Annotated in this window: 21 protein-coding genes; 15 read left to right on the forward strand and 6 right to left on the reverse strand. The window is 59.4% G+C overall.

All coding sequences use genetic code 11. From position 1 onward, the window contains the following. Nucleotides 1-60: 60 nt before the first annotated feature. Nucleotides 61-834 (reverse strand): enoyl-CoA hydratase/isomerase family protein, encoded by a 774-nt coding sequence (locus DV706_RS19405; protein WP_006067357.1) that lies wholly within the window; start codon nucleotides 832-834, stop codon nucleotides 61-63. Between the two features lie 102 nt (nucleotides 835-936). On the opposite strand from DV706_RS19405, the gene msrA reads away from it, so the two are divergent. From msrA to DV706_RS19425, 4 genes are all read left to right on the forward strand, one after another. Then, nucleotides 937-1473: a peptide-methionine (S)-S-oxide reductase MsrA gene (gene msrA / locus DV706_RS19410; protein ID WP_006067356.1), complete on the forward strand. Its 537-nt coding sequence runs from the start codon at nucleotides 937-939 to the stop codon at nucleotides 1471-1473. A 760-nt stretch (nucleotides 1474-2233) separates the two neighbouring features. Beyond that, entirely contained in the window at nucleotides 2234-2659 is a 426-nt protein-coding gene (locus DV706_RS19415; protein ID WP_006067355.1) for a CBS domain-containing protein, read from the forward strand. Nucleotides 2660-2776: 117 nt separating this feature from the next. After that, entirely contained in the window at nucleotides 2777-4006 is a 1230-nt protein-coding gene (locus tag DV706_RS19420; protein WP_006067354.1) for an FAD-dependent oxidoreductase, read from the forward strand. Nucleotides 4007-4051: 45 nt separating this feature from the next. Continuing rightward, a complete protein-coding gene (locus DV706_RS19425; RefSeq protein ID WP_049889955.1) occupies nucleotides 4052-5164 on the forward strand; it encodes an SPFH domain-containing protein in 1113 nt (370 codons plus the stop codon). A gap of 19 nt (nucleotides 5165-5183) precedes the next feature. Here DV706_RS19425 and DV706_RS19430 read toward each other — a convergent pair whose 3' ends face one another. Then, the gene (locus tag DV706_RS19430; protein ID WP_006067352.1) at nucleotides 5184-5549 is read right to left on the reverse strand and encodes a winged helix-turn-helix domain-containing protein; all 366 of its coding nucleotides are present in this window, start codon (nucleotides 5547-5549) and stop codon (nucleotides 5184-5186) included. Nucleotides 5550-5666: 117 nt separating this feature from the next. On the opposite strand from DV706_RS19430, the gene DV706_RS19435 reads away from it, so the two are divergent. From DV706_RS19435 to DV706_RS21570, 6 genes are all read left to right on the forward strand, one after another. After that, nucleotides 5667-6356 carry a cob(I)yrinic acid a,c-diamide adenosyltransferase gene (locus DV706_RS19435; protein WP_006067351.1) on the forward strand — a complete coding sequence of 230 codons (690 nt, stop codon included), beginning with the start codon at nucleotides 5667-5669 and terminating at the stop codon, nucleotides 6354-6356. Nucleotides 6357-6479: 123 nt separating this feature from the next. After that, nucleotides 6480-7283 carry an ABC transporter ATP-binding protein gene (locus tag DV706_RS19440; protein ID WP_006067350.1) on the forward strand — a complete coding sequence of 268 codons (804 nt, stop codon included), beginning with the start codon at nucleotides 6480-6482 and terminating at the stop codon, nucleotides 7281-7283. Beyond that, nucleotides 7280-8737 (forward strand): hypothetical protein, encoded by a 1458-nt coding sequence (locus DV706_RS19445; RefSeq protein WP_006067349.1) that lies wholly within the window; start codon nucleotides 7280-7282, stop codon nucleotides 8735-8737. Before DV706_RS19440 ends, DV706_RS19445 begins: the two co-directional genes overlap by 4 nt. A gap of 166 nt (nucleotides 8738-8903) precedes the next feature. Next, nucleotides 8904-9143, forward strand: a complete 240-nt coding sequence (locus DV706_RS19450; RefSeq protein WP_006067348.1) for a hypothetical protein — start codon at nucleotides 8904-8906, stop codon at nucleotides 9141-9143. Further along, on the forward strand, nucleotides 9140-9493 hold the full coding sequence (locus DV706_RS19455) for a type II toxin-antitoxin system PemK/MazF family toxin (RefSeq protein ID WP_006067347.1): 354 nt from the start codon (nucleotides 9140-9142) through the stop codon (nucleotides 9491-9493). The genes DV706_RS19450 and DV706_RS19455 overlap by 4 nt, the downstream gene beginning before the upstream one ends. 117 nt (nucleotides 9494-9610) lie before the next feature. Beyond that, nucleotides 9611-9751, forward strand: a complete 141-nt coding sequence (locus DV706_RS21570; RefSeq protein WP_161569822.1) for a hypothetical protein — start codon at nucleotides 9611-9613, stop codon at nucleotides 9749-9751. A 340-nt stretch (nucleotides 9752-10091) separates the two neighbouring features. On the opposite strand, the gene DV706_RS19460 is transcribed toward DV706_RS21570, so the two are convergent. Next, nucleotides 10092-10376, reverse strand: a complete 285-nt coding sequence (locus DV706_RS19460; protein ID WP_006067346.1) for a type II toxin-antitoxin system RelE family toxin — start codon at nucleotides 10374-10376, stop codon at nucleotides 10092-10094. Further along, nucleotides 10369-10653, reverse strand: a complete 285-nt coding sequence (locus DV706_RS19465) for a ribbon-helix-helix domain-containing protein (protein WP_006067345.1) — start codon at nucleotides 10651-10653, stop codon at nucleotides 10369-10371. Before DV706_RS19465 ends, DV706_RS19460 begins: the two co-directional genes overlap by 8 nt. A 1046-nt stretch (nucleotides 10654-11699) precedes the next feature. Between DV706_RS19465 and DV706_RS19470 the strand changes: the two genes are divergently transcribed. Both DV706_RS19470 and DV706_RS19475 read left to right on the forward strand, forming a co-directional pair. Continuing rightward, nucleotides 11700-11945 (forward strand): AbrB/MazE/SpoVT family DNA-binding domain-containing protein, encoded by a 246-nt coding sequence (locus tag DV706_RS19470; protein ID WP_006067343.1) that lies wholly within the window; start codon nucleotides 11700-11702, stop codon nucleotides 11943-11945. Continuing rightward, nucleotides 11942-12328: a PIN domain-containing protein gene (locus tag DV706_RS19475; RefSeq protein ID WP_006067342.1), complete on the forward strand. Its 387-nt coding sequence runs from the start codon at nucleotides 11942-11944 to the stop codon at nucleotides 12326-12328. Before DV706_RS19470 ends, DV706_RS19475 begins: the two co-directional genes overlap by 4 nt. Nucleotides 12329-12520: 192 nt before the next feature. Here DV706_RS19475 and DV706_RS19480 read toward each other — a convergent pair whose 3' ends face one another. Together DV706_RS19480 and DV706_RS19485 are read right to left on the reverse strand one after the other, a co-directional pair. Next, nucleotides 12521-12841 (reverse strand): chorismate mutase, encoded by a 321-nt coding sequence (locus tag DV706_RS19480; protein ID WP_006067341.1) that lies wholly within the window; start codon nucleotides 12839-12841, stop codon nucleotides 12521-12523. Further along, nucleotides 12838-13710, reverse strand: a complete 873-nt coding sequence (locus DV706_RS19485) for a shikimate kinase (RefSeq protein ID WP_006067340.1) — start codon at nucleotides 13708-13710, stop codon at nucleotides 12838-12840. Before DV706_RS19485 ends, DV706_RS19480 begins: the two co-directional genes overlap by 4 nt. 108 nt (nucleotides 13711-13818) lie before the next feature. Between DV706_RS19485 and DV706_RS19490 the strand changes: the two genes are divergently transcribed. From DV706_RS19490 to DV706_RS19500, 3 genes are all read left to right on the forward strand, one after another. Beyond that, nucleotides 13819-14277: a DUF5796 family protein gene (locus DV706_RS19490; protein ID WP_006067339.1), complete on the forward strand. Its 459-nt coding sequence runs from the start codon at nucleotides 13819-13821 to the stop codon at nucleotides 14275-14277. Between the two features lie 5 nt (nucleotides 14278-14282). Continuing rightward, nucleotides 14283-14528 carry a DUF7508 domain-containing protein gene (locus tag DV706_RS19495; RefSeq protein WP_006067338.1) on the forward strand — a complete coding sequence of 82 codons (246 nt, stop codon included), beginning with the start codon at nucleotides 14283-14285 and terminating at the stop codon, nucleotides 14526-14528. A gap of 409 nt (nucleotides 14529-14937) precedes the next feature. Next, entirely contained in the window at nucleotides 14938-17142 is a 2205-nt protein-coding gene (locus DV706_RS19500; RefSeq protein WP_006067337.1) for an AAA family ATPase, read from the forward strand. Nucleotides 17143-17523 lie beyond the last annotated feature (381 nt).

Raw genomic sequence — 17523 nt, forward strand, 5'->3', positions numbered from 1 at the left:
CATCACATTTCGTCGTTGCAGTGTGATAGGCGTGCAGTACCGTTCAGCGACGTGCCGTCGTTACTCGAACTCTGGATCTCGATTCTCGACGAACGCCGTCATCCCCTCGCGCTGGTCCGGCGTACCGAACAGACTGGCGAAGGCGCGCTGTTCGTATGTGAGTCCGGCCGCCTGTGGGCCCTCGTGGCGCTGGTTGATCGCCTGCTTGGCCGCGCGCATCGCGACGGCTGGCTTCGCGGCGATCTGTTCGGCGAGTTCGGTGACGGTGTCCTCGAGATCTTCATCAGCGACGACCTCACCGAACAAGCCGGCTTCGGCGGCCGATTCGGCGTCGAGTCGCTCGCCGAGGAAGATCATCCGCCGTGCGGTCTCGTCGCCGACGAGTTCCGGCAGGCGCTGGGTGCCACCCCAGCCGGGAATGATGCCGAGATCGATCTCCGTGTTGCCGATCAGGGCCGACTCACTCGCCACGCGCAGATCACAGGCCATGGCCATCTCACAGCCGCCGCCGAAGGCGTAGCCGTTGACGGCGGCGATCGTCGGCGCGGGGAACGCCTCGAGAGCGTCTGCAACGTCGTGGCCAAGTTCGCCCCACTCCTGGGCTTTCGGTGTCTCGAGGTCCTGCATATACGCGATGTCCGCCCCGGCGATGAACGCATCGTCGCCAGCACCGGTCAACACGAGTGCGCGAGCGCCCTCGTCAGCGGCCTCGGTGAGCGCTTCGCCCATCGCCTCGAGCGTCGGGACGTTCAACGCGTTAAGCGCGTCCGGTCGGTCGACGGTCAGTGTTGCAACGGCTCCGTCCCAGTCGAGTTGTACGGTTTCCCATGACATACGTCCGGGTTTCTCGGCCACCGTGAAATTCCTTGCCACCGAGGCAGAAACGGAAGTTGGGGCAGCCGTCACATCTTTCCTCCAGCGTCCCCGAAAGCCGATATGGAACGTGCAACGTTCGGCGGCGGCTGTTTCTGGTGTGTCGAAGCGGCGTTCGAGGAACTCGACGGCGTTGAATCCGTCATCTCTGGCTACGCGGGTGGGCATACCGACGATCCAAGCTACAACGCGGTCTGTTCGGGTCGGACTGGCCACGCTGAGGTCGTCCAACTCGAGTACGATCCCGAGACGATTGCGTACGAGGATCTCCTCGAAGTCTTCTTTACGATCCACGATCCGACCACGAAAGACCGCGAAGGACCCGATGTCGGCTCCCAGTACCGGTCGGCGATCTACGCTCACAGCGACGACCAACTCGAGACCGCCGAGGCGTTCGCTGCAGAACTCGAGGCGGAGGGACTGTACGAGGGAATCGTCACCGAAATCGAGCCACTCGAGACGTTCTACGAGGCAGAGGAGTACCATCAGAACTACTTCGAAAAGAATCCAAACGACGCCTACTGCTCGATGCACGCAGCGCCGAAAGTCGAAAAAGTTCGCGAGAAGTTTTCGGAGAACGTGACACCACGTTCTCACTGAGCGCTTGAGCATCCAACGGCTTTCCGTCGGACCCGATTCGACTATCGTAACAACTGAAACTGTTTGCACACCGATCGCACAACTGTCGTGCGATCGGGTACGCACTGACGGTCAGTGGCTACTATAACCCTCAATAAGGACGCTGTTTAGTCGCATTTTTGTTCGACCGCGTACGACCACACTGACTCTCGGACCCCGCCCAGTGAACACGTGACTGCACAGTGGCTGTGTGGTCGGTGTGTCCCGTCGATGCTGTTGGGGTGTTGCCCAGAGCTGTGACGGCGTTGCCAACAGGCTGTTGCGGCGTTGCCAACCTAACAACCGAGTAAAAATCAGCTACTAATCAGTTTGAAAAACAGCTATCCGCTCTTTTTCGCACTATCTATGGACAGACATCTACTTCAAACTCGGATAGATAGATACTGCCTAATCAAAAAGATTTATTATTGGACGTATACTAACTGAGAGTGAGGTGGTGATGATAACGAAGCACAACACAACGACCCCACCGAACCGATAACCATTTCAGCCTGTGAGATTGTCCCTCTGTGGATCCCGAAAACGGAAACACGATGGGCATGTCAGCCCCAGACCATCATGCGATCCTCAGCTTTTGCTTTCAGTACTGTTCGTTCGGCGGCTTACCAGCACAGTTCGAGCTTGTGTACGCAACATTTCGAAACAACGCTTCGAGAAACTGAACTGCGTTCACTCGAAAGCTGCAGGTCGAATACCATTCCTGCCATCGGTGCTCGTAACTATGTCTGTCGACAAACTCGGTCCCGAAAACGTCGTAACGACGAATCGAGACAGCGAACTGAGCGACGTCACTGAGACGTTGGACAGCGAAAACGTCGGGTCAATCGTCATCACAGAGGACGACGAACCCGTCGGAATGATCACCGACCGTGACGCCGCGCTTGTGATCCACGAACACGATGACGTCGGATCCGTCTCGGTCGAAGACGTGATGACCGAAAACCCGGCGACGATCCACGAGGAAGAAGACCCGATCGCGGTCTCGGAAGCGATCGCCGAACACAACGTTCGCCGGTTCCCGATCGTCGGCGACGACGGCGAACTCGTGGGGATCACAACGCTCGATGATCTCATCGCGACGATCGGTGAAGAACTCGACAACGTCGCCGAGACGATCGAAGCCCAGTCGCCGGAGTACAGCCCCTAGGGGCGCTATTTTCGACACCGCCCGACTCACTTCCTCGCCACTCGAGAGCCAGAACAACGACGCCGTCCATCTCGCCGGCAATGAAAGATTCGTCCGTCTGGAACCCGTCGTTCGAATATGACTCGCCAAACGGACGTCCTCGTCATCGGTGGTGGCGCGACTGGGGCAGGGATCGCCCGAGATCTCGCAGTACGGGGTGTCGACGTGACGCTCGTCGATCGTGACGGGCTCTCGGCTGGCGCATCGGGTCGCTCGCACGGGTTGCTCCACAGCGGTGCTCGCTACGCTGAGAGCGATCCCGAAGGCGCACTCGAGTGCCTCGAGGAGAACCGAATCCTCCGCGATATCGCAGGGGAGTGTCTCCGGGAGACAAGGGGCTTGTTCGTCCAACTGCGCGAGGACGACCCTGCCGTCTTCGAGGCAAAACGTACGGCGTGCGAAGAGCTTGGGATCCCAATCGAAGTGGTCGACGGCAAGACGGCTCGAGCCGCGGTTCCAGGCCTCGCTGACGCCGTCGAGCGAGCCATGTGGGTTCCCGATGGCGTTGTTCTCCCATCTCGACTAGTTGCAGCGAACGCCGCCGATGCCCGCGACCATGGTGCGCGGATCTATCCACACGCACCGGTGACGGAGATGACTGTCGAGAACGGGCGAATCGCGTCAGTCACACTTGGTGGCGACGTCGACGACACCATCGAACCGACGTACGTCGTGAACGCGGCCGGTGCTCACGCCGGAGCAGTCGCCGAGCTGGCCGGTATCTCAGTCGAGATGCGGCCGACGCGAGGCGTCATGATCTCGGTCGAATACGACGGTCTCGAGCCGGTGCTCAACCGATGTCGCGATCCTGCCGACGGCGATATTATCGTGCCACACGACGGCGAGGTCGTCCTCGGAACGACGAGCGTCCCGGTTGACGATCCGGACGAGTACGAACGGAGCGACTGGGAGGTCGAACAGACGGTGACCGAGTGTGCGGCGATGCTTCCGTCGGTCGCCGAGGCCGACCACGTTCGAACGTGGTGGGGTGTCCGGCCGCTGTACGAGCCAGAGGAGGCCGCTCAGGGTGGCCGTGGAATCTCTCGCGGATTTCACCGACTCGATCACGCCACTGACGGCGTCGAAAACTTCGTCAGTATCGTCGGCGGCAAGCTGACGACGTACCGAGCGATGGCGGAGGCGGCGGCCGATCTCGTCTGTGATCGACTCGGCGTGGATGCGGCGTGTTCCACGACAGAGACCCAACTTCTGGGTGCGACGAGGCCGTCGAAACTGGACGCCTTCGTGGACGAATTCGATGGGCAGGGACCGACAGATTCAGATCTCGTTAGCCGGCGTGGAATGTGATCACGAGGGCCAAACGTTATTCGGCCAGCGTCCCTAGCTTGCATGATGAACATCTTGTCACTCGGACCCTTGCAGGTCGGTGATCCACTGCTGACTGTCGGGGCGATCGCCCTCGTGGTTGTCGCCATCACCGTCTGGCAGTTGGTCGAGATCGTTGACGCCTACAACAAGGGTGCACTGACCGTCTTCGGGGAGTATCGCAAACTGCTCGAGCCAGGGCTAAACATCGTGCCGCCGTTCGTCTCACGGGTCTACACGTTCGACATGCGGACCCAGACAATCGACGTGCCGAGGCAAGAAGCGATCACCCGCGACAACTCGCCGGTGACTGCCGACGCTGTCGTTTACATCAGAGTGATGGACGCTAAACGAGCGTTCCTCGAGGTCGAGGACTACGAGCTCGCGGTCTCGAACCTCGCCCAGACCACGCTGCGTGCCGTCATCGGTGACATGGAACTCGACGACACGCTTAGTCGGCGCGAGATGATCAACGAGCGGATTCGGACCGAACTCGACGAGCCCACGGACGAGTGGGGTATCCGCGTCGAAAGCGTCGAGGTTCGCGAGGTGACGCCATCTCAGGGCGTCAAAGGTGCGATGGAGCAACAGACCTCCGCCGAACGCCGACGCCGAGCGATGATTCTCGAGGCACAGGGAGAACGCCGGAGCGCCATCGAGAAAGCAGAAGGAGACAAACAGAGTGCGATTATCCGCGCACAGGGTGAGAAACAGAGCCAGATCCTCGAGGCACAGGGTGATTCGATTTCGACTGTCCTGCGCGCTCGCTCGGCCGAATCGATGGGTGAGCGTGCCATCATCGACAAAGGGATGGATACCCTCGCTGAGATCGGTCACAGCGAGTCGTCGACGTTTATCCTCCCACAGGAGCTCTCCTCGATGGTCGGCCGCTACGGCAAGCATCTCTCCGGGAGCGATGTCAAGGCGGATGGCCAGCAACTCGAGAGCCTCGAGTTCGATGCGGAGACGCGCGAACTGATCGGCCTAGACGATATCAGCGAGATCATCGGTGAGATCGAGGATACCGAGATGGATATCGAGGCGATGGAACAGGAAGCGCAGGCGATCAAGGAAGGGCAAGATATCGGGATGGAGTCGTCGTCGACCGACACTAGCGCTGGTGCCGAGTCGGACACGTAGCGAACTCCCCATCTGGCAATCAAAACTTCCGTGTGGCGTTCGACCAAATCTCGAGTGACTGGTCGTCCGAGCGGCCGATATCGACACAGAGCTCCTGTTTGTCGTCGAAGCTGATCGAAATCTGGTCGAACGTCGACACGTAGCGTGATTTGTGATGGCGGCCCTGTCGAACCCCGACGGTTTCGTTGACCAGTTCGGCCTCGGTCAGCCGGTCGAGTTTGCGATAGGCCGTCGAGAGCGGAAGGTCGGCCTCGTCTGCGATTTTGTGGACGGTCTTTGGCTCCTCGAGTACCGAGATAATCTTCCGGCAGTCAGCATCGTCCAGCACGCTAATGACGCGCTCGAGGTCGGGCGTGTCGCCGGACGATGAGAACTCGAGTGGCATCTGGGTGCCACTACCTTCGCAGTGGAGACTAAAGACGTATTTGGTCCGTCCGACCCGGGCGGTCGAGACACAGATCAATGGGCTACTTACATGTGCAACCGGCCCGACGGCAACCGTATGAGCGACGACCAGCCATCGAAAGCGGGGATCGAAAACACACCTGGGCAGGGACGAACGCCGGAAGCCGAAGTAATCGAACCGTCCGCACCCGAGGAGTTCGGCCTCGTACAGGTCTGGTGGGGTGATGGCAAAGGAAAGACGACAGCCACGCTCGGGATGGCACTGCGCGCTGCCGGCCACGGCTACCGCGTCCATATGCTTCAGTTTATGAAAGGCGGGGCCTCGAGCGTCGAAGCGGTCCGTGGCGAGTACAATGCGATCGAGGCGCTGCCAGGGCTCAGCTACGAGAATCTCGGCCACTACGGCTGGCACGGCATGGCCGATGGGAGTGACGAAGCGGATCACGAGGTGGAGGCGCGGGCGGGCCTCGAGCGCGCCCACGAACTGCTCGAGGCGGCTACAGACGCCGACCTCGACGCGCCGATCGACCTCGATTCGCCGCCGGAAGATGGGGTGCACATGCTGATCCTCGACGAAGTGCTGTACGCCGCGGACCGTGGACTGCTCAGTGAGGATGACGTCCACGGCCTGATCGACGCCAAGCCTGCGGGGCTCGAACTCGTCCTCTCTGGGAGCCACGCCGAGCCGTCGTATCTCGAGGAACGGGCAGACCTGATCACGAACGTCCGGAAAATGAAACACCCGATCGACGACGGCCAGCGGGCACGTCGCGGGACGGAGTTCTGAATCGGCCTGCCGAACGTGTGGCTAGCACGCTGTGGGGTTCGGTGTCGATCGATCTCAGTACTGTCCACAGCCAGTAACAGCCGACAGTATAATTATCAGCTCCTGTGAACCATCGCCCAGTCAATGGGTGTGATTCAGGTCGATGGGCTGGTGAAGTCCTATGGTGACGTTCGGGCAGTCGATGGATTGTGTTTCGGCGTCGAACGGGGCGAACTGTACGGCTTTCTCGGTCCGAACGGAGCCGGCAAGACAACGACGATTCGTGTTCTGACCGGCCAGATTCGGCCGGACTCTGGAACGGTCCGAATCCTTGGAACAGATCCCGTCGCAGACCCACTCGAGACGCGACGCTGTGTCGGTATCGTCCCCGAGCAGGGATCGCCGCCGAGCTTTCTGACGCCGCGGGAGTATCTCGAGTTCGTCGGCAGCGTTCGCGACCTCGACCCCGACACTGTCGCCGAGCGAACCGATCGCTGGGCGACCCGACTCGGGTTCGAACGCAAACTCGAGACGCTTCACACCGATCTCTCGCGGGGCCAACAGCAGAAGGTGATGCTCACACAGGCGTTCTTACACGAACCCGACGTTGTCGTGATCGACGAGCCGCTGGCGAACCTCGACCCGCTCGTCCAGGAGCAAGTCAAGCAGTTTCTCGTCTCCTATGCGGCCGGCGATAACGCTGTCTTCGTTTCCACACACAATATCGACGTCGCCGAAGAGATCTGTACGCGGGTCGGCATCGTCGCCAACGGCGAGCTTGTGACCGAGCGCTCGCTTGAGGGGCACACTGCGCCACGTTCGACGACCAGTCGTGCATCGACTGCAGATGCCGGCGACGATTCGTTGCTCGAGGTATTTCTCGAGCAGGTCAACGAGACGGACGTCCGCGATGCGCCGTCGCTCGAACAGCGTGGGTCGGACCGATGAGTGGCGCGTCCGCTCGCCAGGGGCCGACGACCTGGCGGCTGTTTGCCGTCCTCTTTCGTGAGGAGTGGCGGCTCCACACGCGTCTGTTCGGCGGTTGGCGATTCGCACTCTTTCCGGCCGTGATCGCCACCCTCGCTGTCGGCGCGACGATTGCGCTCCGTGAGACTGGCACCGCAGACGGGACGATCGTCGCCGGACTGCACGTTCTCGCGCTCGGTTTTGGCCTCTACAGCGGGACCGCCGGCTTCGCGGGCTCGGATATGCTCGAGAACGTCTTTGGGAAGCTGTCGCTCGTCCTCTCGACGCCAGCGACGCTGCCGCTGTCTCGGCGTCGGCTGCTGGGGCTGTTCTTGCTCAAAGACGCCCTGTTCTACGCGGTCGCGTTCGTGTTACCGATGGCGGCCAGTAATGCGGTGCTGGTCGGACTCTCGGCACGAACACCGCTTGCTGTGGGTGCGCTCTGGCTCTCGCTGTCGCTATCGTTCGTCGCCGGCATGGTCCTGACTGTCGCCCTGATCGCGCTGCGGACTCGCGGCGTGCCGGCGTGGGCACTTGTCGGGACGATCGTTTTCAGTGCTGGCAGTCTGTGGGCGATGGGTGGGACTCGAGCGGCCTGGACCGTCTTCGTCCCGATCACTGGCTCGGTGGCCAGCGCGGGCGGGTTGGTACTCGGAACCGTTCTCGTCGGCGCAGCAGCGCTGACGCTGTATGATCCCACCTACGGGCGTCCAGCACGCACGGCCGGCGATCGGTTCGCCCAGCTCAGCGACGGACTGTCACTCGAGGCATCGACGAGTGCTCTCGTCTCGAAGACACTACTCGATCTGGCGCGCTCGTCCGGCGGCGTCTGGAAACCGTTCGTCTCGGCTGGGATCCTGCTCGCGCTCGTGGCCGCGCTCGTCGGCCTCGTCGAGACGATCACCGGTATCGCACCCGCGCCGGGGATTTTCTTCGGTGGCGTCCTCGGGCTGACCGCCTTCACCACGTACAACTGGCTGACCCAGTTCGATTCGCTCGAGGCGTATCTCATCTACCCGGTCTCGATTGCGGATGTGTTCTGGGCGAAGCGGATCGCCTTCGTCCTCGTCGGTGCGCCGACCGTCGCGGTGCCGTATCTGGGAGCAGTCTACTGGTTCGAGGCGACCCTGCTCGACGCCGTTGTCGGTGCGATCCTGTTGGCGGGCTATGCGCTGTACTACTACGGGCTGACCGTCTATATCGCTGGCTTCGATCCGAACGAGTTTCTCTTCGATGCCGTCCGGTTTACGCTCTTTACCGTCGGCGTCGCCGTCGCGCTCGTGCCGACGCTGGTCGCTGGTTTCGTCGTTGTGCCGCCGTCGACGACGGTCGCACTCGTGCTCGCCCTTTCTGGGCTCGGGTTCGGTGGGATCGGGTTCGTGCTCTCGAGTCGTGCCGGACCGCGGTGGGATGAGCGGTATCGGAATCGGGACTGAGTCCCACAGCGAAACATGACCGTATCCGATTTTCGACGTTCGGCTCCCTAATTTCTCGCTGTTTCAGCTCGTTCACGTGGATGAAATCCATAGTCTGATCCACTGAAAGTATTGTAGTGGGTAATAGTGGGCAATACTTATTCCGCAGCAGAACCTAGTTGAGAGCATGACGAAAGTAGATGCGCGAGACCTTCAGACCAACGAGACTGACGACCGAGGTCGAATCTATCTCGGAACGGAGTACGCGAACAAGCGTGTGACCGTCGCCGTCGTCGAAGTAGAATCCGATCACCCCGACGAGGACGAACTGGCTGCCGCATATCGCGAGGCTTCTGAGAGTGCAGGAGAGCTTGCAGAAGAGTGGGACGACGCCTCGGACGAGGCGTGGAGTGGGCTGGATAAATGAGCGAGGACTCGGAAATTCGTCGCGGCGACGTTGTTATCGTTCGGCTCGATCCTGCGGAAGGGCACGAGATGAAGAAAACTCGCCCTGCGGTAGTCGTCCAGAACGACGTTGGGAATAACAATGCTAGCACGACTATCGTTGCACCTGCGACGGGGACATATCGGGGCTATCCGTTCGAGGTTCTCGTTGAAGCAGCGGAATCGCCGTTCGAGAAAGATTCCTCGATTCGCCTCGACCAGATTCGTGTCGTCTCCATCGAAAAACGGATTCACTCGGTACTTGGAAGCCTCGATACAGAAACGATGGAGGCGGTGGACGAAGCGTTGAAACTGAGTCTCGGACTGGACTGACGTATCTGCTGTAATCAGTATAGGGTACAGCGTTAACCGTAGGGTTCTGGCCAATAATAATACCCTGTGACCTTGTTACATCATTCTATGGTCAAATGTGCTCGATGCGGCCGTGATGTGGACGACGTTCAAAACATCACGCCAGATGTTATCTCGAACGAACTAATAGACTCAATCGATCACGGCGAAGAAGATCTTGCCGGGGAGGATGATCTGAAAGTTTGTGCCGAGTGTATGGATGAACTGAAGGGTGACTGAAAACGAAGCGGTTTGCGTTACTGACGATTTCAGCACGATCTGGATTACAAGATTCGCGCCCTGTATTCGGCACGCTGTTCCGAATCTCTCAGTCCTGGTAGACCGTCCAGCATTCAATAAGCACGTATAGTGTCCGCTGGCTCCGGTGATCGGTCCACAGCTCGTACCCTTCGATACGAACCAACTGAACAACAACCGGAAGATTTCTGAGCTCGAATCGCGCAATACACGCCCTCAAAAACTCGCTTAGTGCTATCTACTATCCCGTTGCTCGACCTTGTTCAGGTCTCAGACTGATGTTACAGATTCTGTCTACTTTGCCGGTTTCTGGGACATCTACTCAATCGTCGTCGGCGGTATACGCGCCCCCACGACGTTTGATTCGAGCAACGACCATTCGATGGTCATCTTTGTGAAAAGTGACCGCAAGACGAAACTCACCAACACGTACCTTACGGCGTGGACTGTTCTGGAGCGGTTCACCATAGTCTGGTGGGTCACGCCACGGAGAATCGACGATTTCGTCGAGTTTGTCGATGATACGCTGTTGCTCGTCCGGATTCAGCGCATCGAGGTCGTCCTGTGCGTTCGATGCGAGTTCCCACGCCCACCCGCCGTCACTCATTCGTATCGCCAGTACCGAATCGTTCGCGCGCTTCTTCGGCACTCATCGTCTGTTCTTCACGGACGTCCTCTTCAGCTTGGAGGAGTGCGACGAGTTCATCGCGGTCGAACGTGGGATGTTCGACAGCATCGCGTAAGGTATACCGAATAAATTCGCTCCGGCTGTTGAATCCGCGTCCTTGCCATGTGTCTTCAATCTCGTTGAGAAACGACCGTGTGACTTTGAAGTTTACCGTGACGATCTCGTCGTCGCCGTTGCTTGTGGATGCTTTGGACATACGCCTGTATTACCCGTGTGTTACTGTAGGTGTTTCGGCGTCCGAACGCAGATGCTAGTGGCGAGGAGAAACAGTAGTAGATACGTGAAATTAGTGCTATTTGCTACCGATTTTCATGCTGCTCGACCTTGTTCAACTCAACAAAATCCACCATACATTCGCACGAACGATAGTTGTCAATCGAGAGGCTGGCTTGGCATTCACCGATCAGTACAGGCGGAGCAGTGTGCACTCACCGCGAGCGACTGAAATGAGCGAGCGGGCCGACGACCGACCCGTAGGGGAGGGAGGAGTGCTTTTCATCGAAGTTTTGCCGAGGGCGCGATCCGTCGCGCCCGCAGCGCAAAAGTTCGGTCTGCACGTGTAGTGTCCGCTGGTTCTGGTGATCGGTCTACTGCTCAATTCGTTCAACACGAACCAACTGAACAGCAACCGACAGATTTCTAATCGCTTATTGTGCGTTACACGCGCTTAGAAACCCGGTTAGTGCTATCTAGTGTTCCTTTGCTCGACCTTGTTCAAATAGGTAAAATCTACCGAAAGCAGCGAGAGTGCCTCGGGGTCGTACGGAAATCTCCGATTTCCGTGATGACGAGAATCTCCGATTCTCGAACTACTTGACCCCGAGGGTGAATCGCGTAAGCTATATGATTCATCTCACCGTATTGACGAGTACAGTTGCGACGTGGGTTAAAGACCGTAATCCGAAGCAACTGCCGGCAGTTGCGAGGAAATGCGACACCTCTCAAAACCCGCGTCTTTGGCGTGGTGCGACGGGTGTTGTCGGGCGGGGTGGAGCCGCCGACCCTCACGGACGAAGCGAGCGTTCGGGTGTTAATTCCAACCGACCCATTTCGGGAAGGTCGAGGGGAATTAAATTCGCCTGCGACGGCGCGGCCCGTTCTGGGACGTGCGGTCAAAATGGTGAAGCCGCGGGGCTTGCCCCCGCGGTACTTCACCATACACACTATTGAAACGTTTTGATGGGTACCATCAGATATACGCTAGTGGTAAGATTCTTTGTCCATGGTAACTTAGTCGTATCTATGTCAGCAGAGACGGATGGACAGGGACGGCTATACATCCCAAAAGAGGTGCGCGAGAAGTACGGCCAGAAGTATCATATCGTTATGTACGAGGACAGAATCGAGTTGATTCCGGTCGCGGACGACCCACTTGCCGCTGTCCGCGAGGCGGCAAGCGAACTTCACGATGCATCAGTCGAGGAAATTCGAGAGGACATCGAGGCTGAGGCGAAAGACGAGGCTGAGGAAGCCGGCGGCAACAGATGACAGTGTACGTCGAGACTGATTTCCTGCTCGCACTCGCCAAAGACACTGATTGGTTGCAGGGTTCCGCTGAGGACGCCCTCGGCGAGTACGACGTCGAAACGTCACCGTTCTTGTATCTCGAACTCCTCCTCGCCCGAGAACGCTACGAGTTCGACTATGTTCCGCTGGTGGCGAACCTGCTCGAACTTGTCCCTGTGCGGAACGAAGAAGAGAAACAGGTAGTTCTGAAAGCTGTCAACTACTACGACGAGGGAATGACGCCGTTCGACGCATTCCACGCGGCGACTGCGGAAATGCGAGGGATGGACGTACTCTCCTCTGAGAAGGACTACGAAGATATCGAAGTAGAACGAGTCCCACTCGAACCAACCGACGAGGGATGACTCTAGACGGAGGATATCGTTCCAGTTGAATAAAACGTGGTACTCGTAGTGGTTGTCGTGGCCGCGTGTGCAACAGACTTGCATCGAATCTTCCGGCTGCTCATCCAGTCTGAAATTTCGTATGGTAGCGTCGAGAATCGACCTCGATCAACTAATACATAGTTAGAAGCTCTATAACGGCTTTTCTTATGCTTACCGATTTTCCCGCTGTTCTACCTTGTTCAACTCGATCAGCAGTCGGAAGATCGCTTTCACAAGGTTGGCGTCGACGTCGAACTGCTCTGCGTTGTCGCCTGCCCGATCCATGACCTGTTGTTCCTGTGTTTCGTCGGTCGTCGGCAGTCCCTGTTCGTCTTTGACCTGGGCAATCGTGTCCGCGACGTACGTTCGCTGGGCGATCAGTTCGACGATCTCACGGTCGATCGTTTGAATCTCTTCGCGCAGTTCGTCGAGGCTCATTTCGTCCGGCGTTCGGTTCTCCGTCTCTTCGTTCGTGGCTGTCTCTCGAGTCATTGGATCTGTGTCCCGTCGGTTCGCGTCTGCAGTAATCGTGTCGTTCCGTCGCGTTCGGTCCATCGGTCCTGTACCGTCTCGAGCGTCTCGCGCTCGCCAACGGCGACGTAGCTTGGCCCGGTGCCGGACAGCGAGACGCCGGCGACATCGGGCAAGGCATCGATCATCGGCCCGGTCGAAAAGTCGAGGGCACCGCAAAATGCGAAGCCGTTGACCGTCATCGCCTCGCCGTAGCGCCCATCCAAGGCGAGTTCCGCGACGAGGTCGGCCATCGGTGCGATTCGCTCGCAGGCGGAGACGTCGGCGTCGGCGCTAAACGACTGTTCGGGTGGCGTGTAGACCAGTGCGTGCCAGTCGACTTCTTCGCGGGCGAGCAGTTCGTCGGCCGTGTTGTCGGTGACTGTCACGCCGCCGAGCATACTCGCGCTGGCGTCGTCGAACGCGCCGGTGACGGTGACGCCGGCGTCACGGGCTGCTCGGACACCGAGCCGACAGGCGTCAATTCGGTCGACTGTGTCGGCAACCGCGAGTGCATCGAGTGTCGCCATCACGGTCGCGTTCGCCGCAGCGCTTGAACTTTTCAATCCCGAAGCCATCGGGACGTCGCTGTTCGTCTCCACTCGAGCTCCCATAGCTGATTCGTCGACCCCTGCAGCGTCGGCGTAGTCAGCGATCGCGAACTCGGCACAGCGCTCGACGAGCGTCGTATCGGCGTCGGGCTGGCCGGCGATCTCGGCGTCGACCTCACCATCGTCGGTGAGTTCGACTGTGGCTGTCGTCTCGAGATCGATCGCAAACGCCGAGCCGGTTCCGGTTGCAAGCGCGTTGAGAACCGTCCCAGCTGCTGGGGCAACGGCGCGGCCGTCCATACCGGAATCGTCTCAGAGCGCGTATTTACGGCTGACGGTCTCGACGTCGCAAGCCGACGTGGCGGTGGAACCGGTCGCTTTTCCCCATCCCGGTCGAATCGGTGGCTAATGAGCGCACGAAACAACGTCGCACCGAGTACGATCGGTGTCGACTTTGTCGAGGGTGGCATCGTCGTCGAGTATCTCGACGGCCGGGACGTCTTCTATCACGGGCCGCCCAAACCCGTCGAAGGTGGTCTCAAGACGCCACCAGGCAAAGAGGTCCACGTCCTCGTCACCGACCCCGACGGCGTCGAAGGCGTGATGACGTACGTCAACGATCGTAATACCCATGACGAGATCCTCGAATCAACCGGCGTCGGTCGCGTAATGCTCGAGGACGACGACGAAGAGGTCCTGTTCCCTGGCGTGACGGTGTCGACGGCGGCGTACTCGATCCGTGTCGAGGCCGACCTCTCGCTGGTCGATGGTCGGGTGTTCGTCTTCGCTGAAGACGAGATGAGCGAACACGCCTACGAACTCGTCGCGAGCGAGGACAGTTCCGACGACGTCGACCAGCACGACTGAATATCATGCCGCTTCAGAAACCATGGCGCGACCTCGATCGACGTACTGTTGCCAGTGCACCCGACCGTCCGGGCGTCTACGAACTCGGCGACGGGTCGGGAACGGTGCTCGCCGTCGACCACGGTGTCCTCCGCGACGAACTCAAGACGGTCCTCGCCTACGGCGACGGTGATCGCGTTCGCTGGACAGAGACGCACACCCTCGAGCAGGCCCGCGAACTCGCTGCCGAGCATCGCACCCGACTCGAGTGAGGGATTTTTTCGAGACGGCACTCGCGATCAGTCCCGTTGTTAGAATATATGTGTAACTCGGTTGTACTCGCTGAAACGCATCCTGACGTCGTTGTACAGCATTTCTCGAGTGACCTGTGAGACAGGAGTGTGTCGAACATCGCAAAACAACCAGACGGAACGGTGTTACGGCAGATCGAAGAATGCTGTAACACTCGCCGATCGGGGAGACAATGGCGTACATCCTGTAAAGCCACTACAGAACGGCCAGAATGCCGGTTTTCAGCAGCTGTTACGGCAAAAACCAAGTGAGTAAGACCGGGGGGTGGCCATTGGAACTGCTCTTGATACGGCGCACACTGAAGACGACCGATTCCGACGCCTATTGATGGGACAATTCTCAAGATGACCCGCCCGAAAGGAACAGTGTATGAGCCAGTCGGATTCGGATGGCGTGTCGCTGACGGTCCGCGCCGCCGAAAAACGGGACGCTGGACGGGGTGTCGCACGAATCCCGGAACTGGCACGCCGACAACTCGGCGTGTTGAGCGGCGACACCGTAGTAATCGAGGGTGAACAGGCGACAGTCGCGAAGATGTGGCCAGCGGATCCGTCGGTGCCGGAGAACGTCATTCAGATCGACGGCGACACCCGCGCAAACGCCGAGGCACACGTCGGTGATACGGTTACTGTCCAAACGAAAGATACGTCGACGATCGCCGAAGCGGAGCAGGTGACACTCGTTCCGCCGGCGTCGTTCACCGCCAGCCAGCAAGGCGTTGCCGAACGTAAGGCGGCTAAGACGCTCCGAAATCGTCCGGTGCGGGCCGGTGAACAGATCCGGATCGAAGGGCTCGACCAGAACCCGTTCAAAGTCACCGAGACCGATCCTGACGGGGACGTTCGGATTACGAGTACAACCACGGTTCGAATCGTCGGAACTGGCACGGAGTCGGAACGGAGTGGTTCCCCGAGTGCCAGCCGAGACCGGAAGCAAACGCAGAGCGATAAATCCAGTTCGCCGAGTTCGTCATCCGACGACGCCGAAGCGACGCTCTCACCTGGTGTTACATATGAGGATATCGGCGGGCTAGACGAGGAACTCGAGCTCGTTCGCGAGATGATCGAGCTCCCACTGTCGGAGCCGGAGTTGTTCCAACGACTCGGCGTCGAGCCGCCATCTGGTGTCCTGCTGTATGGGCCGCCCGGAACGGGCAAAACGCTCATCGCCCGCGCCGTCGCAAACGAGGTCGATGCGCACTTCGAGACGATCTCCGGCCCGGAGATCATGTCGAAATACAAAGGCGAGTCCGAAGAGCGACTCCGTGAAGTGTTCGAGACGGCCGAAGCGAACGCACCGACGATCATTTTCTTCGACGAAATCGACTCGATCGCCGGCACCCGTGACGACGAGGGGGACGCCGAAAACCGGATCGTCGGGCAGCTACTGACCCTGATGGACGGCCTCGACGCTCGTGGCGAGGTCATCGTTATCGGAGCGACCAACCGCGTCGATACGATCGATCCTGCACTCCGCCGTGGCGGCCGATTCGACCGTGAGATCCAGATCGGTGTCCCCGATGTTGCGGGCCGAAAAGAGATCCTCGAGGTCCACACGCGCGGGATGCCACTTGCAGACGACGTCAGTATTGACGCGATTGCTCGCCGAACGCACGGCTTTGTCGGCGCGGATCTCGATGCAGTCGCAAGCGAGGCAGCAATGGCTGCGATCCGTGATCGACCGACTGACGCCGACGACCGCACGGCGTGGAATCGCGATCCTGCCGTCACGAAAGCCCACTTCGATGCCGCGCTCGCGGCCGTCGAACCCTCCGCGATGCGTGAGTACGTCGCCGAATCGCCGACGACAGACTTTTCGGACGTTGGCGGCCTCGAGGAGGCAAAACAGGTCCTTCGAGAGTCTGTCGAGTGGCCGCTGACCTACGAGCGACTCTTCGAAGAGACGAACACCAGCCCACCCTCTGGTGTTTTGCTCTATGGTCCGCCGGGAACTGGAAAGACGCTGCTTGCACGAGCACTGGCGGGTGAAACCGACGTCAACTTCGTCCGTGTGGACGGGCCGGAGATCGTTGACCGCTACGTCGGCGAGAGCGAGAAGGCGATCCGCGAGGTGTTCGAACGCGCTCGTCAGTCCGCGCCGTCGATCGTTTTCTTCGACGAGATCGACGCGATTACTGCCACTCGCGGGGAAGGCAGCCACGAGGTCACCGAACGCGTCGTCTCGCAACTCTTGACGGAACTCGACGGGATGCGCGAGAACCCGAACCTCGTCGTACTGGCTGCGACTAACCGCAAGGACCACATCGATCCCGCCCTCCTTCGACCCGGTCGGCTCGATACGCACGTGCTCGTCCCCGAGCCAGACCACGACGCTCGCGAGAAAATCCTCGAGGTCCACACCCGCGGGAAGCCACTCGACGACGATATCGATATCTCGGCGCTGGCGGCTGACCTCGAGGGATACACCGGTGCAGACCTCGAGGCGCTGGTTCGAACCGCCTCGATGAAAGCCATCCGAGAGGTTGCCGACGCGTACGATCCCGAGGAGGCAAACGCCAGGGCTGCGGAGGTCGTCATCGAACGCCGCCACCTCGAGGCGGCGCACCAGAAATAACACTAAATAGGTAGTTACGAGTTAGTATATTATTATCGATACGATGTTTCGGAACTGCGTTTCGTCGCTCTAATTGATCCCTCGAGCGATTGGGTTTCGGTGGTGTTGGGACTCGTGAGTGCTGTATTCAATGGATTGCGCCCTCGAGCGTGGGAACAACGCTGCAATGAATTCGAACGAATTTCGTGTGTTCGAAGCTCGAGATGGTGTGTCGATCTGTTTCTCGACCGCTCCAGAGCTGCTTTTTGTGGTTCGACGATCGAGTGGATCTGTTCCGGACCGATGTCGATCTCGGTTCGATCGGTCCTCGTTTCGCTTTATCTGTCATATCTAAATATTACTCGGGAAATCGATACTTCTGTCGGTGACTGTTACGACCGT

The organism is Natronorubrum bangense, from assembly GCF_004799645.1.
GTDB lineage: Archaea > Halobacteriota > Halobacteria > Halobacteriales > Natrialbaceae > Natronorubrum > Natronorubrum bangense.

Coding starts and splice junctions, on each gene's coding strand:
- DV706_RS19435 (WP_006067351.1), top strand. CDS start 5,667: ATGAGCGACGACCAGCCATCGAAAGCGGGGATCGAAAACACACCTGGG.
- DV706_RS19440 (WP_006067350.1), top strand. CDS start 6,480: ATGGGTGTGATTCAGGTCGATGGGCTGGTGAAGTCCTATGGTGACGTT.
- DV706_RS19420 (WP_006067354.1), top strand. CDS start 2,777: ATGACTCGCCAAACGGACGTCCTCGTCATCGGTGGTGGCGCGACTGGG.
- DV706_RS19455 (WP_006067347.1), top strand. CDS start 9,140: ATGAGCGAGGACTCGGAAATTCGTCGCGGCGACGTTGTTATCGTTCGG.
- DV706_RS19405 (WP_006067357.1), bottom strand. CDS start 834: ATGTCATGGGAAACCGTACAACTCGACTGGGACGGAGCCGTTGCAACA.
- DV706_RS19480 (WP_006067341.1), bottom strand. CDS start 12,841: ATGACTCGAGAGACAGCCACGAACGAAGAGACGGAGAACCGAACGCCG.
- DV706_RS19450 (WP_006067348.1), top strand. CDS start 8,904: ATGACGAAAGTAGATGCGCGAGACCTTCAGACCAACGAGACTGACGAC.
- DV706_RS19460 (WP_006067346.1), bottom strand. CDS start 10,376: ATGAGTGACGGCGGGTGGGCGTGGGAACTCGCATCGAACGCACAGGAC.
- DV706_RS19415 (WP_006067355.1), top strand. CDS start 2,234: ATGTCTGTCGACAAACTCGGTCCCGAAAACGTCGTAACGACGAATCGA.
- msrA (WP_006067356.1), top strand. CDS start 937: ATGGAACGTGCAACGTTCGGCGGCGGCTGTTTCTGGTGTGTCGAAGCG.
- DV706_RS19490 (WP_006067339.1), top strand. CDS start 13,819: ATGAGCGCACGAAACAACGTCGCACCGAGTACGATCGGTGTCGACTTT.
- DV706_RS19430 (WP_006067352.1), bottom strand. CDS start 5,549: ATGCCACTCGAGTTCTCATCGTCCGGCGACACGCCCGACCTCGAGCGC.
- DV706_RS19500 (WP_006067337.1), top strand. CDS start 14,938: ATGAGCCAGTCGGATTCGGATGGCGTGTCGCTGACGGTCCGCGCCGCC.
- DV706_RS19425 (WP_049889955.1), top strand. CDS start 4,052: ATGAACATCTTGTCACTCGGACCCTTGCAGGTCGGTGATCCACTGCTG.
- DV706_RS19445 (WP_006067349.1), top strand. CDS start 7,280: ATGAGTGGCGCGTCCGCTCGCCAGGGGCCGACGACCTGGCGGCTGTTT.
- DV706_RS19470 (WP_006067343.1), top strand. CDS start 11,700: ATGTCAGCAGAGACGGATGGACAGGGACGGCTATACATCCCAAAAGAG.
- DV706_RS19485 (WP_006067340.1), bottom strand. CDS start 13,710: ATGGACGGCCGCGCCGTTGCCCCAGCAGCTGGGACGGTTCTCAACGCG.
- DV706_RS19465 (WP_006067345.1), bottom strand. CDS start 10,653: ATGTCCAAAGCATCCACAAGCAACGGCGACGACGAGATCGTCACGGTA.
- DV706_RS19495 (WP_006067338.1), top strand. CDS start 14,283: ATGCCGCTTCAGAAACCATGGCGCGACCTCGATCGACGTACTGTTGCC.
- DV706_RS19475 (WP_006067342.1), top strand. CDS start 11,942: ATGACAGTGTACGTCGAGACTGATTTCCTGCTCGCACTCGCCAAAGAC.